The sequence below is a fragment of the Cerasicoccus arenae genome, from assembly GCF_014651635.1.
In the GTDB taxonomy this organism is placed as follows: domain Bacteria; phylum Verrucomicrobiota; class Verrucomicrobiia; order Opitutales; family Cerasicoccaceae; genus Cerasicoccus; species Cerasicoccus arenae.
Window position 1 is genome coordinate 137,332 of sequence record NZ_BMXG01000008.1, and the last position, 15,689, is coordinate 153,020.

14 protein-coding genes are annotated in these 15,689 nt (G+C 54.4%); 9 read left to right on the top strand and 5 right to left on the bottom strand.

All coding sequences use genetic code 11. The annotated features are described in order from the left end of the window. Positions 1-63 precede the first annotated feature (63 nt). The 7 genes from IE065_RS08270 to IE065_RS08300 all read left to right on the top strand — a co-directional run bounded on the left by IE065_RS08270 (position 64) and on the right by IE065_RS08300 (position 6,196). Positions 64-600: a bifunctional pyr operon transcriptional regulator/uracil phosphoribosyltransferase PyrR gene (locus IE065_RS08270; RefSeq protein WP_189513806.1), complete on the top strand. Its 537-nt coding sequence runs from the start codon at positions 64-66 to the stop codon at positions 598-600. Then, positions 597-1,550, top strand: a complete 954-nt coding sequence (locus tag IE065_RS08275) for an aspartate carbamoyltransferase catalytic subunit (protein WP_189513810.1) — start codon at positions 597-599, stop codon at positions 1,548-1,550. Before IE065_RS08270 ends, IE065_RS08275 begins: the two co-directional genes overlap by 4 nt. Continuing rightward, complete coding sequence (locus tag IE065_RS08280; protein WP_189513814.1) at positions 1,547-2,830, top strand: dihydroorotase; 1,284 nt, start codon at positions 1,547-1,549, stop codon at positions 2,828-2,830. The genes IE065_RS08275 and IE065_RS08280 overlap by 4 nt, the downstream gene beginning before the upstream one ends. A 26-nt stretch (positions 2,831-2,856) precedes the next feature. Then, positions 2,857-3,717, top strand: coding sequence for a CPBP family intramembrane glutamic endopeptidase (locus IE065_RS08285; RefSeq protein WP_189513817.1), 861 nt, complete (start codon positions 2,857-2,859; stop codon positions 3,715-3,717). 6 nt (positions 3,718-3,723) lie between these two features. Further along, positions 3,724-4,701, top strand: a complete 978-nt coding sequence (gene thiL, locus IE065_RS08290; RefSeq protein WP_189513820.1) for a thiamine-phosphate kinase — start codon at positions 3,724-3,726, stop codon at positions 4,699-4,701. 50 nt (positions 4,702-4,751) lie between these two features. After that, positions 4,752-5,405, top strand: a complete 654-nt coding sequence (locus tag IE065_RS08295; RefSeq protein WP_189513823.1) for an HAD family hydrolase — start codon at positions 4,752-4,754, stop codon at positions 5,403-5,405. Positions 5,406-5,518: 113 nt separating this feature from the next. After that, positions 5,519-6,196 carry an FKBP-type peptidyl-prolyl cis-trans isomerase gene (locus IE065_RS08300; protein ID WP_189513826.1) on the top strand — a complete coding sequence of 226 codons (678 nt, stop codon included), beginning with the start codon at positions 5,519-5,521 and terminating at the stop codon, positions 6,194-6,196. An 87-nt stretch (positions 6,197-6,283) separates the two neighbouring features. Here the strand turns inward: IE065_RS08300 and IE065_RS08305 are convergent, their stop codons facing one another. The 5 genes from IE065_RS08305 to IE065_RS08325 form a co-directional block, all read right to left on the bottom strand. After that, positions 6,284-7,021, bottom strand: a complete 738-nt coding sequence (locus tag IE065_RS08305; protein ID WP_189513829.1) for a PP2C family protein-serine/threonine phosphatase — start codon at positions 7,019-7,021, stop codon at positions 6,284-6,286. Between the two features lie 123 nt (positions 7,022-7,144). Next, a complete protein-coding gene (locus tag IE065_RS08310; RefSeq protein WP_189513832.1) occupies positions 7,145-9,217 on the bottom strand; it encodes an ATP-dependent DNA helicase in 2,073 nt (690 codons plus the stop codon). Between the two features lie 88 nt (positions 9,218-9,305). After that, complete coding sequence (locus tag IE065_RS08315; RefSeq protein WP_189513835.1) at positions 9,306-10,265, bottom strand: hypothetical protein; 960 nt, start codon at positions 10,263-10,265, stop codon at positions 9,306-9,308. Positions 10,266-10,308: 43 nt separating this feature from the next. After that, positions 10,309-11,763 (bottom strand): MBOAT family O-acyltransferase, encoded by a 1,455-nt coding sequence (locus IE065_RS08320; protein ID WP_189513838.1) that lies wholly within the window; start codon positions 11,761-11,763, stop codon positions 10,309-10,311. 126 nt (positions 11,764-11,889) lie between these two features. Next, positions 11,890-12,891: a hypothetical protein gene (locus tag IE065_RS08325; RefSeq protein WP_189513843.1), complete on the bottom strand. Its 1,002-nt coding sequence runs from the start codon at positions 12,889-12,891 to the stop codon at positions 11,890-11,892. A 177-nt stretch (positions 12,892-13,068) separates the two neighbouring features. On the opposite strand from IE065_RS08325, the gene IE065_RS08330 reads away from it, so the two are divergent. Both IE065_RS08330 and IE065_RS18360 read left to right on the top strand, forming a co-directional pair. Continuing rightward, on the top strand, positions 13,069-15,033 hold the full coding sequence (locus IE065_RS08330) for an NAD(+) synthase (protein WP_189513846.1): 1,965 nt from the start codon (positions 13,069-13,071) through the stop codon (positions 15,031-15,033). Between the two features lie 546 nt (positions 15,034-15,579). Continuing rightward, a partial coding sequence (locus tag IE065_RS18360) for a hypothetical protein (protein ID WP_425491891.1) occupies positions 15,580-15,689 on the top strand: 110 nt, incomplete at its 3' end.

Below are 15,689 nucleotides of genomic sequence, written 5' to 3' on the forward strand. Positions count from 1 at the left end.
AAAGGCAACTCTCACGTAAAAACCATTGCGCGCGACGACACCGCCTTGCAAACTCCCCCGCCAATGGAAACCCAACGACGTATTGGCCCGGACGAAATCGACACTGCCATCCAAAGCATCGTCGATCAAATCGTCGTTCTTGAGCCTGAGCCGTCCAAACTGATCGTGGTCGGCGTTGCCAATGGCGGCGTACCCTTCGGTCAGATACTCGCAAAACGTCTCTCTGAAAGGTATGGATCCGAGATTCCACTCGGTCAGGTTAACATCACTTTCCACCGTGACGATCTTGGGCAAAACTCTGTTTTACCTGAAAAATTTCGTACTTCCCTCCCCGTAGAGCCTGATGGCCACATCGTCATTCTCGCGGATGACGTCATCTTCTCAGGCCGATCGGTGCGAGCAGCCTTAGCGGAATTGTTTGACTTGGGTCGCCCAGACTCTGTTCGCTTGGCAATACTCTTCGACCGTGGTTCCCGCCGATTACCAATTCAGCCCGACGTCATCGGATTCCAGGAAAACGTTGATGCGTCACAGCGCGTCAAGGTGCTACTGGACCCCACGAATGCGTCTCGGAACGAAATATCTCTTTCATCCAAATGAGCACTGAGCCAGAATGGAACCGCAAAGACCTCGTCGGCATTGAGGACCTCAGCCGAGAGGAATTGGAAATGATTTACGCCAAGGCCGAGGAGTTAAAACCGACGCTGAAGCGCTCTCAAAAGAAGCAACCGATCCTCCGCGGTTATACCGTTGTGAATCTCTTTATGGAACCCAGCACGCGCACGCGGTTGGCCTTCGAGATAGCCGCGACCCGCCTCAGCGCTGATGTCATCACGGTTTCAGGCAATGCGAGTAGTCTGGTGAAAGGCGAAAGCTTGCGAGACACCGCGATGAATATCCAGGCGCTCAATGCGGACATCATCATCATGCGGCACTCGGCCGCAGGCTCAGCCCGCTATCTATCCCGGTGCATCGACATTCCTGTAATCAATGCTGGCGACGGCGCTCATGAGCACCCAACGCAGGCCTTGCTCGACACGTTCACTTTGCGCGAAAAACTTGGCAAAGACCTGCGCGGCGTCAAAGTCACAATTTTAGGAGATATTCTCTTTAGCCGCGTCGCACGGTCAAACATTTGGGCACTGCGTAAGCTCGGTGCCGAGGTCACTCTGGCTGGCCCATCAACGCTAGTCCCAAAGCAATTTGAGCACTTCGGGGTAACAGTCATTCATGACCTCCGCGAAGCCCTTCGCGATGCCGACGCGGTCATGCTGCTGCGCATTCAGCACGAACGCCAATCCTCCACCCACTTTCCGTCACTGGGGGAATACACGAGCATGTTCGGGCTCAATGAAAAGCGCGCAAACTGGCTCAAGCCGGGCGCGATCATCATGCACCCAGGCCCCATTAACCGTGGCGTCGAGCTGGATTCGGTATTAGCGGATTCCAAGCGCTCCGTCATCCTTGAACAGGTCACCAACGGCATTGCCGTGCGTATGGCTGTACTTTACCTTTGCGCGCATTACGCCGCGAAACATCGACTGGCATGAGTGTTGTCTGGATAAAAAACGGTCGCGTAATCGACCCTGCCAATCAGCGGGACGAGATAGGCGATGTCTATGCAGTCGACGGTAAAATCGTCGAATCCCTAAGCAGTCAGCAAAAACAACAGGCAGAGACTTTTGACGCTCAAGGCCTAACCGTCAGCCCAGGCTTTATTGACCTGCATTGCCACTTGCGGGAGCCTGGCGACCGCCACAAGGAAACCATTGCCTCGGGCAGTCGGGCAGCAGCCAAGGGCGGGTTTACCACCGTGCTCTGCATGTCCAACACCAAGCCGCCAGCGGACAGCGTCGGCGCGATCCGGCAAATTGTCGACCTGATCGATCGAGATTCCATCATCAACGTCCTGCCAACCGGCTGTCTAACCATGAACCGCGAGGGCAAAGCCTTGGCACCGATTGGCTCACTCAAGCAAGCCGGTGCTGTTGCGATAAGCGATGGCGGGCATTGCGTGCAGAACAACGAAATCATGCGGCGCGGCGTCGAATATGCATCCATGTTTGATTTAGTCGTCTTGGATCATTGCGAAGACGCCAACCAAACGGATGGCTGCGTAATGAACGAAGGCCTCTGGGCCCTGAGACTCGGCCTCCGCGGGATGCCAAGCGCCGCTGAGGACATCATGGTTTCGCGCAATGTTATCTTGTCATCTCATTATGGTGCACGGATTCACCTGCAACACATCAGCTCAGCCTATGCGGTGGACGTGATTCGCCGGGCCAAGCAACGCGGGGTTAAGATAACCGCCGAAGCCACACCGCACCACATTTCGCTGACCGAAGCCTCGCTCAAAGACTACAATACCAGCTTCAAAGTCGTGCCGCCACTGCGCACAGAAGCTGACCGCCAGGCACTAATCGAAGGCCTGATGGATGGAACAATCGATTGCATCGCCACAGCCCACGCCCCGCACACTGAAATCGAGAAGGACAAGGAATTTGATTACGCGCCATTTGGCATGAATGGCTTGGAAACCGCACTCTCGGTCTGCCTCGACACCCTCGTCCGCTCCAAACTCGTTGACCTATCCACCCTGATCGGCTACCTGACGCATCGTGCCGCCGCCGTGCTTAACCTCGACTGCGGAACACTTAGCCCAGGCACCTCGGCAGACGTCACGATCTTCGACCCAGAGGAAAGTTGGCAGGTAACGCCAGATACGCTGGCCAGCCTATCACATAATTCTCCATGGCTCAACCTAACCTTGCGAGGTAAGGTCAAGGCGACCTATTATGCAGGCAAGCGGGTTTATCCCTTCGCTGACTAGCGGACGACGAACACACGCTTCTACGCATGGCGCTCGTCATTTACTTCTGGATTATTCTAATCGCTGGTTTTGTCTTGTTGGTGCAAGATTCGCGCGAAGAATCCCGTACGCCAGCCCGTAATCCCCTGCCCGCCTGGAATGCAGATATTCTCGAATTCCTGCTGTTCGTATCAATGCTGCTGTTCCTCTATGCAGGACTCGGCGGGCTCGTGGCAATCGCCACCGAAGATTGGCGAGCCAATCCGATCTTGAAACCGTGGCGCACGCCCATGGTCGCCCTAGGTTCACAAGCGGGTATGCTGCTGACGGTGCTATTTCTCTTTCACCCGAGCTTCAAGAGACTGATATCGTTCGACGCGCCCGAGAAAATCTTTTCGTTTAGCCCTCTCAGGCTGGGCTTCGGCGAATACTTCAAGCACGGATTGTTCGCTGCGCTCGCTGCGTTGCCACTCATCATGGCGATAGGCAAAGGTTGGGAATCGCTACTCATGTGGCTCGAGGATCTCGGTTTTCATGTCGCTTTGAATCGTCAGGATTTACTCGACCTGTTCGCCAATGAATCCGGAGTCGCAGTTTCGATTACGATGATCGTCCTAGCCGTTGTCGTGGCCCCCATAACGGAGGAAATCGTTTTCCGCGGCGCGCTTTACCGCTACCTAAAGGGACGTTTCTCGCCACGAAGCGCCATGGTCTTCAGCTCGTTATGCTTCGCCCTCATTCATTGGAACTTACTGGCCGCAATGCCACTGTTCCTGCTTGGCATGTTGCTCTGTAGAGCGTATGAAAAAAGCCAGAACATACTCGTCCCGATCTGTTTTCACGCTCTCTTTAACGCGAACACAATCGCCACGCTCATTCTGGCTTCCCAAGTAGACGCCATACCTTAACCACCAGTGACTCCATTTACCGACCAGAAAGCCGACCAAATCGCCACACTCGGCGAAAATGGACTGATTGAAAAAATCACACGATGGATGGAGCCAATCTCCCCCCCCCCTCCTTTCGGTATTGGCGATGATTGTGCTGTAATGGATTCCGGGGACGTTGGCACCCTGCTGGTCACCGTAGACGCCCTGATCTGGAATGAGCACTTTGACGACACCTTCACCCCGCAAGAAGCAGGCGCAAAACTCATCAAACGAAACCTGAGCGACATTGCTGCGATGGGCGGTGCTCCGGCTGGTGCCGTCATTGCGTTGACCTTGTCTGATGACGTTAGTGTCAGCTGGCTAGAAGGCTTTTATGCAGGCATTCGTGAAACGGCGCAAAAGTGGGGGTTCCTCATTGTCGGAGGAGATGTTACCCGTGGCGGTGCGAGCAATTTTTTCGGCTCCCACCTCACCTTGATGGGCAGTGCCGCGCGCGCAATTCGCCGTAACGGCGGTCAACAAGCTGGTGACTACATTTTGGTCACTGGTGACCTTGGCGGCAGTCGTCACGGTAAAGAAAAGACCTTTTCGCCACGTATAACTGAAGGCCAATGGCTCGCCGAGCAAAGCGTCGTCAAGGCAATGATTGATGTAACTGACGGTCTAGCCAAGGACCTCCCCGCGCTCTTACCAAAAGGAACCTGCGCCCGGCTGAACATCGATCGATTGCCCATTAGTCAGGATGCCTGTAAGAAATCTGAATCCTCCGGTAAAACACCACTCACGCATGCCTTGGGCGATGGAGAAGATTACGAGCTGCTCATCATCCTCGACCAGAACACCGACCCTGAGCTCTTGCTTGAAGAATGGACGCGCTTCCACAAATCCTCGCTCACTCTCATTGGACGTATCGCCGAATCAGACGAAAGCACGGAACGTCGCTTGATCGACCACGCCACCGATCAGATAATCACCGACGAAGCGTTTCAGCATTTTCGCTAGCCTGTATTTTGATCTAGCCCCGCCTGCGGACCATCGCTAACCCATATGCCATGAATATTGGTGCGATTTTTGACTGGGACGGCGTCGTGATTGACTCCTCGGCCGCGCATGAGCGTAGCTGGGAACTACTCGCGGAGGAAAAAGGCCTCTTTTTGCCCGAGGATCATTTTAAAAAAGGCTTTGGGCGCAAAAATCAGTTCATCATCCCGAATCTACTTGATTGGGCACACCAACCGGAGGAAATCGAGGCCCTCAGCTATCGCAAAGAAGAACTCTACCGCGAAATTATCAAGGAAAAGGGCATTGAGGCACTGCCCGGTGTTCGTGAGCTACTTCAATTCTTCAAGGAAAAGAAAATTCCCTGCGTCGTGGGCACATCGACTCCACGCATCAATGCTGAAACCATCATGGACGTAATTGGCGTCCGGGAGTACTTCGTCGACATCACCTCGGCGGAAGATGTCAATCACGGCAAACCTGATCCCGAAGTATTCCTGATAGCGGCGCGTAAGATTAATCGCGAACCCGCACGTTGCCTCGTATTTGAAGACGCACACTACGGAATCGAAGCGGGGCTGCGTGGCGGCATGAAGGTCGTCGCCGTCGCCACAACCCACCCAATCAGTGACTTACATGAGGCTCACATGCGTGTCAATCGGCTCAGTGACTTGAATTATGACGCAATGCTCGCACTCGTAGAGTGATTTTTACCGGGAACAAAATACGCCCCTGAGCCTCTTATACGAACATTCAACCAATAAATCTAGGCCGGGAATTCAATTGACCTCCCCGCCGCAATATCAAATATCGCCCGCTTATGATTAAAAAGCACCTACGTCCCCTCGCGGCTGCCGCATTGCTTTCCTTGCCCCTGTCCGTCATGGCGCAGGACACTAGCAGCGCTGCCGACTTGAAAATCATTGAAAACTTTGGGTGGTTCGTCACCGAAAGCACCCAAAAACTAGAACTGACTCAAGCAGAGAAAGACGCCTTCCTCAAAGGTGTTAAAACTGCCTTGAGCGGCACCGGCGGCCCTGAAGACAAGACTGCCGCTGCCACTGAAGTCCAACAGTATCTCCAAGGACGCTTTAATAAAATGCAAACAGCAGCATCCTCAGACTTCTTTGCTGAACTAGCAAAGAACCCAAAAATCAAGCAAAGCCCCAGTGGTCTCTACTACGAGATCATCGAAGAAGGTGATGCAGAACGTGCAAGCGCCGACGACTCCGTGAAGGTGCATTACAAAGGCAGCCTGATCGATGGTACCGAATTCGATAGCTCCTACAACCGCGGTCAGCCAGCCACGTTCCCTGTGAGCGGTGTTGTTAAAGGCTTTGGCGAAGGCGTACAGCTCGTTGGCCCTGGTGGCAAAGTAAAGCTCTACATCCCAGGTAATCTCGGATACGGCCCAAATCCACCACGTGGCAGCCAAATTCCACCAAACGGTACGCTGGTCTTTGAAGTCGAGATGATCGACATCAATCCTGAGTCCTAAAACGGCAATCAGTTAACTTTTAAAGCGGCTCCCAATGGGGGCCGCTTTTTTGTTAGCTAACTCTACGACTCGTTTAGCAATCTGCCCTTACTCGTCGAAGAAGATCGAGATCGCAGTAACGTTGTCCGGCCCACCACGCTGATTGGCAGTGTCGATGATGTACTGAACTAATTCCTTCGGTGATTCCGCAGCGAGTATCTTCTCATGCACCTCATCCATTTCCATGGTTTTAGTGACACCATCTGAAAATAGAACTGCGCGCTCACCCGGCTCTATCACGTCTTCGTAGGCGTCCACCTTGATCGTGGCCAACTGGCCGATGCAACGTGTGAGTGTGTGGGAAAAATACTCCGGAATATAGGCATGCTCTCCTGGACGTAGACGATCCAACATATCCTGAGCCATAGTGTGGTCACGCGTGACCTGACGCCAGGAATCAGGGCCAAAAACGACCAAACCAGTGTCTCCCACGTGTCCAATATGAAAGCGATCCTGCCGGAACTGTGCCACAGTAAGCGTCGTGCCAATACCCATATCAGCACTAATCGTGCGTCCCTTTTCAAAAACGCGCGTATTTACGCGCTCAAACATACGGGCAAAGTCCACCGGTGTGCCTGGAGCTAAATCAGCCAGATACTCGGCAATAACCTCTGTAGCTAAACCTGAAGCAACGGATCCTTCCGGCAATCCACCAAGGCCATCGGCCACAGCAAATAATTGAAATGCATCAGATACAAAATAACTGTCTTCATTTTCGCTGCGCATCAGACCTTGATCGGTCTGGCCAAAGGCGCGAATAGAAAAGCTGGATACGGAACTAGACATAACGTTTACACTCGCTGCGCTGTACGCACATCGTGTTTAGAATCAATCTTCTAGACCATTAACGGCAGAAAGTAAAGACGCTGAAACCTTGGAATGAAATAAATGAGTGATATTTAATAAATGCTACTCAGCCACCAAAGTCTGCGAACGATCTGCTCTACAGAATTTTGTGTATTGGCGTTTAGGCAAAGCAGCTAGAAAGTAACGACCATATTCCTTATGAAGGATTCGGCTATCCAATACGATTAATCGCCCCCGATCCGAATGCTTACGGAGCAAACGCCCTACTCCCTGCCGAAAACGGGTAACTGCGTCCGGTAGGGTCAATTCCGCAAAGGGGCTCCCCCCCTGCTGCCGAATCCACTCCGAACGCGCCTCCAGCACAGGATGCGTTGGCACGTCGAAAGGCAACCGGGTGATGATCACCTGCGATAAGGCTTCTCCTGGCGCATCAAAGCCCGTCCAGAAGCTTTCCGTGCCAAAAAGCACCCCATTACCCGCCTCCATGAACTGAGACTTAATTTCGGCCCGAGACAAACCCTGCCCCTGCATCAGCAACGGGCGGCCAGCTTTTGCGAAAACAGGCCCCAACTGCTCACCAACGGCCCGCAAATCGGCATAACTCGTAAACAGCACTAAGGTACCGCCGGTGATCGTTTTCACGCTGTGAGCAATGGTCTCAGCCATGAATTTACGATCCAATTGCCCCTCCCCCTTCCGGGGCTGAGGGGCATCTTCCGCAATGAAAATCTGAAGATTGTTTTCGAAATCAAAGGGAGACGTCTCCAACGAAAAATCTTCCCCATCAGCACCCGAACGACGGGCGAAAGGTGACATATCCCCCCCCGTAGCCAACGTTGCGCTGGTCATAAGCACGGAAGTCCCACGGCGAAAGAGCGTGGTCCGTAGCGCTTCGGCAACATCCAAGGGGGCCGAACGCACCTGGACAATTGATTTCTTCCGCCCAGCCAATTCCAGCCAATAAACGTGCTTATCGCCATGCTTGAGGTCCAGAGCATGCTGAAGACCAGTCAGCATCTCTTGGAGGCGACGACGATGATCGCCAAGCTCGTCCTTGAGATTCCCGTCTTCGACATTCGTACGAAGAACACCCAAACGATCAGCCACTCGGCCCAAGGGACGGTGTAGCACTGGCTCAGCCCAATCCGCTTCATGTAGACGAACGATGTCCTGACGACGCAGTAACCGCGAACGCAAGTCATTGAAAAAGCCTTCGCTCGCAGCCAACGCCTCCGTCACGGCGCGATGATCCTGCATATTGCCAACCTTGGCTAGCAGCCCCTTACCCTTCTTCCGAGTGGGGTTATAGAGCAACTTCAGCGCACGATCCACACTGTAGCTGCTAACTCCCAGACCATAATGATCAGTAGCGATATTCGGCACGGTGTGCGCTTCATCGAGCACGACATAGTCCTCTGGGTAAAGCACACCAGCGCCATCACCGGGTGCCAACCCCGCAGCAATCAAGCTGAACAGCAGACTATGGTTCAACACCACAAGTTGCGACTCGCGCCGGGCTTGTTGCGCACGTCGGTAGAAGCAAGTCTCCGGCGAGCAATTTTTCTTGTTACATGCCGACGAATCCGCATTCACCCAGTCCCAAACTTCGGGGTCTGGCGCGGGGGACAACTCATCGCGCAGGCCCGCCTTCGTTAGAGTCGACCAATCGGCAATTCGTAAAAGATCCTCCTCCTGAGTCCCGCCGAAAAGATCGCTCTTGGTGGCAATTGCCCGGCTCAGTCGATGTCCACAGAGATAATTACCCCGACCGACCAGCAACGTGGCCTTGAAATTACGAAAATCCGCCAGTTCGGGAATCTGTTGAAAGAGCGTCCGCACCAAAGGAATGTCGCTGCTAAGCAGCTGTTGCTGGAGCGCAATGGTGTGAGTGGACACGAGAAAAGGTCGTTTTGAGACAACGGCGCGTAAGATGCCAGGCACAAGGTAGGCCAAGGATTTCCCCACTCCGGTTCCCGCCTCAAACAAGAGCGAGCGGTCACTGACAAAATTTCGGATAACCGCCTGCGCCATCGCCTCCTGCTGTGGGCGGTGCTCCAACCCAAGTTGAGTCGCCAACCAGCCATCCGGCGCAAACACGCGATCACACGCCGCCACCAAGGCCGATGCATATTCAGCAGCGGCCGGAGCGTCAGCGTTTTCCCGAAAGGAGATCATTACAGGGCATTCTCAACCAACGTATGACCGCCGCCAAGGAAAAGGCGTCGAAATTCTCCACCAGTCGCAATTGAGTAAGGATTCAGCTTCAATTCTGTTGCGAGCTATTGAGCTGTTCCTTGAGTGCTTCAATCAAGCGAGCGGTACGGGCGCGAGCGCCAGCCTCCTTCATGTGGTAAGGCGTGTCGTAGAAGTTCTCCTCGGGCTGCACGGCGTCAACTGGTTCATTGAGGATTGGAAATTCCAACTCCTCGTGCATGAGCTCGGCAAAAGCATTCATTTTCTCGCCGTGAATGGCGTAAGATTCCTCACTCACGTCTGGGAACAGAAAGAAAACCTGCGCCCCGCGCTCCTGCCATTCCTCGGCAAAACGATTCAAGTCCCCGATCACGTCGCGGGCGTAATCGAAGTCGCCGAACTCCATGTCCTTGATCGTCAGCGAACGGCCTTCTGGCGTTTCCAAGCCGTAGTGGGCGTAAATATCGCCGTATTCATTGTAGCTGTTGCGGGCGTAGGGATGCTCGTAATCGCGGTCTAGCGGGTTGAAGGCGATTTTACGCGCATGGCGCATTGAGTCTTTGAACAGGATAAAGGCGTTGTCCGTGAAAAATTTCCCGTCCCGCCAATCAAGGCTGAGAAAGACACTCGGCTCTTGTGAACTCAGCAGAAACAGGAACTCATTCACCAGATTTCGGGTAAACATTTCGTAGACGAAACAAATCACGACGACGTCGCCTGCGTGCACCTCATCATCAACGACGCCAATCAGCACGCGGTGGCCAAAGCCTGCGGCGAGACCTGCATTGATCGGGTGACGATCGGGAAAAGCCTTCTCAATTTCCGGAGAAACAATCCCAAATGGAGACCCTGAATCACCCACCACAATGATTCGCTCGCCCGGCGTTTCCTTTAGGTTTCGCTTTTTATCGATGATCGCCGCCATCGGATCCTTCTCAAAGTGGACATTGAAAAAGAGCCCCAGCAACACGGTCATGATCAACAACTGGATCGCCGCGAAGCACACGAAGGTGGCAATAAAGCGCTTCATCGAGCAGAAGATGGCATAATCCAGTTAACGAAAACTACGGCGCTTAGAACTGGAAATAAATGAATGGACTGTCGGGACGCGGCAGGAAGTAAAAACAGCTCCACAGCATAACCGTGTATATCGCCCAACGCAGCGGCCGATAGATTTTATCCAGCGTGAGCGGATTTTCGTGCGCCCGCTGTACCCATTCAAAAATCACCAGCCCACCAATGAACAACAGTGCCTTCAATGCGCTCCAGGAATCCGGATGCAGAGCTGGGTTATCCGCCGAAAAGACGGTAAACATGCGCTTCAGGATATCCAACGACGCAGAAAGTGTTGGCGAGGCGAAGAACACCCAAGCAACCTGCATCCCCACATACATCAGTATCATATTAAGCAAAACTCGCGGCTTCGGGAAAAGCCCCGGCCCACCCGGAATATCGTCCGCACGGACCTTCTTCTTGTTCTTCTTGGGCCAAATATACATTGGCAGGAATGCTAGGCCATTAAGGAAGCCCCAGATGATGTAGTTCCAAGCCGCCCCGTGCCAAAGACCACTCACCGAGAACACGATGATCGTATTGATAATGACCACGCGCATCGGGCCACGGCTACCCCCCAGTGGAATGAACACGTAGTCCCGGAACCAAGTCGACAATGAGATGTGCCAGCGACGCCAGAACTCGGCGATGTCTTGTGAGAAATACGGGTAGGCGAAATTGCGCATCAGCTCAAAGCCAAGCAAGCGGGAGACGCCCTTCGCGATATGAGAATAGGCCGAGAAATCGCAGTAGATTTGGAAAGCAAATGCCGTCGTTGCCAGCCAGAGCCAAGGTGAGCTGTAGTCGTCGTAACGTGGGTAAATACTCTGCACGACGAGCCCCATGTTGTCCGCAATGACCATCTTCTTGAAGAAACCCCATAGGATTTCCCGGCAACCAGCAGCCGCGAGCGGGTAGCTGAATTTGCGATCCGCCATAAACTGCGGGAGCAACTGCGAGGCACGTTCAATTGGACCAGCCACCAACTGTGGAAAGAAAGAAACGAAGGCGAGGAACGCAATCGGGTCACGCTCAGACTTCATTTGTCGGCGGTAGATGTCGATCGTGTAAGACATCGTCTGGAACGTATAGAACGAGATACCGACCGGCAGCACGATATCCAGCGTCATGTCGCCCAAATGGACACCAGCGGAACCCGCCGCGGTCTGTAAGCTACTGGCGAAGAAATTGAAATACTTGAAGAAGCCTAGCATCCCCAAGTTGGCCAGAATACTGACCGTGAGCCAGGCTCGCCGCACACCCTGCTTCTCGCTCTTGTCGATCATGATGCCCGACGTAAAGTCGATAACGCTCGAAATAACGATCAGCGATAGGAAGCGCCAATCCCACCATCCGTAAAAGACGTAGCTGGCGACGAGAATCAGGAAATTCTGGGGGCTTCGGCGGCGCAGTAACCAGTACAGCGAAAACACCAGCGTCAGAAACAGGATAAACGTGAGGGATGTGAAGACCATTGGTTATCAGCTTTATAAGTCCACGTCTCGTGCATTCGGTTCCCCGCGTACCTGAGCCAGGATTAATAAAAAACCTTTCTAGAAACGGAAAAGGGTCGCTTGGAGCAAGTCATTTCTGGACGTATCCTATGCCAGTAAGGAGTCAAGCAGGCGTCCACCCGCCATCCAACGGGCCTGACGGGACTCCTCCAGCGCGCATTGTTCGGCACGATAAGTCTCTTCAAAAGCGGCTCGAGCTTCGGGTTCGTCGTACTGTGGGCAACGACAATCGTTAAAATCCAGCACTCGACCAGTGTTCTCAGCAATCAAATTCGAGATCCTCTTACGATAGGCCTCGTCTCGCGATAATCGATCAACTGAGACCACTAGATCCGCATGTGGTAGCGCCGCCCCATAGGACAAGAGGTAGACCAAACAAAAGGCTTCCCGGAGCAGCTCAAGATTGTCCGCATATTGTTCTCGGAATAGATTACAGGCCCGCCCGTAGGTGTAGAATGGCCCCTTAATTTTCAGCTTTGGCAAGTGATACTTGAGCGCCAGAGCGTCCAGCGCTGGCACGTCACGACATAGCGCCGCCAGCATCACATATTGCACCGCAAAGTAGGCATTGGTTTTGTCTCTAAGCTGAGTGTAGCTTGACCAGAAGGCGTCAAATGGCTCCCGCAACAGCACAATATGATAGCCACCTAAATTCCGCAGCAACTCCACCCTCCCCAGTGATCTGACAAAGCCCAGCACTGGCTGTGATTGAAAACGGTCGCCAGCATGGTCAATCAGGCTCCTCAAATAGCGCAATTGCCCGCGGTCCTTCGGGTCGAACCAGTAATTCAGCGGATATCGGATGTCGAAATGCCGAATGCCCGGGCTTTCAATGTCCCCTGGCACGATCAAATCGCGGTATGGCCCGTAATAACTCTGCTCCTGATTCGGGTGGTTTAGCTCCTCCCGACGCTTTTGATCATCTTCATCGGCCATCTTTTGGTCGATCAGCCGCAAGTGCTCATTAAAAGGCTCTGTAAACCCAACCACGCCCGGCTCCTGCACGAATTTCTCCATGAAATACGTACTGGCGCAGCGCCAGAGACTGTGGATAAACACCGGACGGGAGCAAAGTTCGAGATCAGCCATAACAGGTAGCGGGCAAATACATAGCAGGAATAACACCCTCGTCACAAGCCTGCGTTTCGTCTGGTCAAATCGCCGGAAATGACTGGTGATAAGAACGCGAAACAGAATATTATTCTCCCAACTACTTGACCTTGACCAACCTCCGATTAATAGTGTAAAAAAATACACATTAAACCAATGCCCACCAACCCAGAAGATTACGGTTTCCTCCGCGTCGCGCTCGTATCCCCCGAGTTGCGGGTGGCCGATGTACCGTTTAACACCCAGCAAATACTCGCCGCGTGGAAAAACGCAGCGGACTCCGGGGCACGACTCATCGTGTTTCCTGAGCTTTGCTTGACGGGTTACTCCTGCGCAGACCTCTTCTATGATCGGACGCTGCGGGCAGCCGCGTGGGACGCCCTACAGGACCTTCGAGACGCCTCGGTGGACTTCCCTGCCGCCGCCGTCGTTGGTCTGCCGGTTGCTACCCAAAGCCGCCTCTTTAACGTGGCTGCACTCATCGCAGGCGGGCAAATATTGGGCTTTGTCCCCAAGACACATCTGCCGAACTACGGCGAATTTTACGAGCAGCGCTGGTTCTCCTCGGCCACGGAACTCATGGCAGATACCCTCGACTGCGATGATGAATGGATTCCTATTGGGACAGACCTTATCTTCCACATCGACGGCAAGCCGGACTACACGCTGGCAATTGAAATCTGCGAAGACCTGTGGGCCGTCGAACCACCCAGCGGCAAACACGCGCTTGCGGGGGCCAATGTGATCGTCAACCCCTCCGCCAGTAACGAACTACTTGGCAAAGCTGACTACCGACGCTCACTCGTTAGCCAGCAATCGGCCCGCAGCTTTACGGCATACCTTTACGCCAGCGCCGGACCGGGCGAGTCGACCACCGACGTCGTTTATTCGGGCCACTGCATTGCCGCGGAAAACGGCCACATTCTTGCTGAAAGCGAACGCTTCAACTTCGAAACGCAAAGTTTGACCGTGGACATCGATTTGGAGCACATGACTCAGGACCGATTACGCAACAGCAGCTTCGCCGAGTCGATGGCTGGCCGCGATTATCGCCTGATCAGTGTCTCGATCCCCGAAGCCCCCGAGCCCCCCCCCCTTCCGCTGCAACGCAGAGTCCCCTCCCTCCCCTTCGTTCCGAGCGACATGGTTCGCCGCGCAGAGCGTTGCCGCGAAATCTTCGCCATACAGGCTACTGGCCTCGCCAAGCGACTCCGCCACACTGGCTCGAAGCGCATCATTCTTGGTGTCTCGGGCGGGCTGGATTCGACCCTGGCCCTGCTCGCTGCCGTGCACGCCTTTGACAAGCTGGGGCTCGACCGCAAAGGCATCCTCTCGGTCACCATGCCAGGCTTTGGCACGACGGGGCGAACGAAGAACAACGCCACCAAGCTCGCGGAAGTTCTTGGCACGGAGTTGCGCACGATTTCAATTGAGGCCGCCAGTCGCCAACACTTTGCCGACATTGGTCACGATGAAGCCGTGCACGACGTCGTTTACGAAAACACTCAAGCCCGCGAACGTACGCAAATCCTCATGAACCTTGCGAACAAAGAAGGCGGCTTCGTCCTCGGCACTGGCGACCTCTCGGAAGCCGCGCTTGGCTGGTGCACCTACGCGGGTGACCACATTTCGATGTATCACGTCAACGTCGGTGTGCCGAAAACGCTCGTGCGCTACATCGTCGATTGGTGCGCAGACGAATTGTTTGCCGACGTCGCGCAGGCGATCTTGCACGACATTGCCGATACACCGATTTCGCCCGAACTCTTGCCACTGACCGACGATGGCCAACTGCAACAGAAGACCGAAGAAACCGTCGGCCCCTATGAGCTACACGACTTCTTCCTCTACCAAATTGTGCGTTTCGGCTACGCGCCGCGCAAAGTGCTCTTCCTAGCCACACAAGCCTTTGCTGAGACTTATGACGCGGCTACGATCAAGCGTTGGCTAGCGACCTTTTACCGGCGATTTTTCTCGCAGCAGTTCAAGCGCTCGTGCTTCCCCGACGGGCCAAAAGTCGGCACCGTTTCGCTATCGCCCCGAGGCGACTGGCGCATGCCAAGTGATGCATCCGCAACCATTTGGCTGCGTGAAGTGGAGGCTTGGGAGGCCCCAAAATGAGCCTGCTGCTCGACCTCTCACACACCAGCCACTACCCCGGCCATTCTGGCATCCAGCGGGTCTGTCGTGCCGCCTACCCAGAGTTTAAAAAACTCAGCCCAGTCACCCCCCTGTGCTACGATCATCACGTCCGCGTATGGCGTCATTTACAGCCAGCCGAGCAAGCGCTGGTCGAGTGGTCCGACCCCAAAGCCCAGGCACCGGCAAAGCGATCCACACTCCAGGTGAAAACCGCCCGGATACTCAATCAGCTGGGCCTGCCCTGTGGCTATGAGACCGTCAACGCGCACGACCGCCAATCTGCCACGGGCTTCTTCGCCCCCGAGTGGTTTGGCCCCGACCAATACAGCGGCTACCAGAAGCTCTTTCCGCAAATCAAAGCGCCCAAAATGGCGCTTATCCACGACCTGATCGCGATTCACTTACCGCAATTTCTGCCCAAGGTGACTGTCGAGCGCTACCCAGCCTACCTGGACCACCTGCGCCTATTCGACGGCATCGTGGCGAACTCCTACGCAACCAAGACTGATCTGGAGGGCTATTGGCATGAGCACGGCGTCAAGAATCACCCACCCATTTTCGCCGCACCGCTTGGCGTCGATTTCGATCTCCCCCCCCCCCTCTCTGCGACTGAGCCAACACCCCAAAGCCCCCCC

Coding starts and splice junctions, on each gene's coding strand:
- IE065_RS08325 (WP_189513843.1), bottom strand. CDS start 12,891: ATGGCTGATCTCGAACTTTGCTCCCGTCCGGTGTTTATCCACAGTCTC.
- IE065_RS08315 (WP_189513835.1), bottom strand. CDS start 10,265: ATGAAGCGCTTTATTGCCACCTTCGTGTGCTTCGCGGCGATCCAGTTG.
- IE065_RS08320 (WP_189513838.1), bottom strand. CDS start 11,763: ATGGTCTTCACATCCCTCACGTTTATCCTGTTTCTGACGCTGGTGTTT.
- IE065_RS08270 (WP_189513806.1), top strand. CDS start 64: ATGGAAACCCAACGACGTATTGGCCCGGACGAAATCGACACTGCCATC.
- IE065_RS08295 (WP_189513823.1), top strand. CDS start 4,752: ATGAATATTGGTGCGATTTTTGACTGGGACGGCGTCGTGATTGACTCC.
- IE065_RS08285 (WP_189513817.1), top strand. CDS start 2,857: ATGGCGCTCGTCATTTACTTCTGGATTATTCTAATCGCTGGTTTTGTC.
- IE065_RS08305 (WP_189513829.1), bottom strand. CDS start 7,021: ATGTCTAGTTCCGTATCCAGCTTTTCTATTCGCGCCTTTGGCCAGACC.
- IE065_RS08330 (WP_189513846.1), top strand. CDS start 13,069: ATGCCCACCAACCCAGAAGATTACGGTTTCCTCCGCGTCGCGCTCGTA.
- IE065_RS08310 (WP_189513832.1), bottom strand. CDS start 9,217: ATGATCTCCTTTCGGGAAAACGCTGACGCTCCGGCCGCTGCTGAATAT.
- IE065_RS08300 (WP_189513826.1), top strand. CDS start 5,519: ATGATTAAAAAGCACCTACGTCCCCTCGCGGCTGCCGCATTGCTTTCC.
- IE065_RS08280 (WP_189513814.1), top strand. CDS start 1,547: ATGAGTGTTGTCTGGATAAAAAACGGTCGCGTAATCGACCCTGCCAAT.
- IE065_RS08275 (WP_189513810.1), top strand. CDS start 597: ATGAGCACTGAGCCAGAATGGAACCGCAAAGACCTCGTCGGCATTGAG.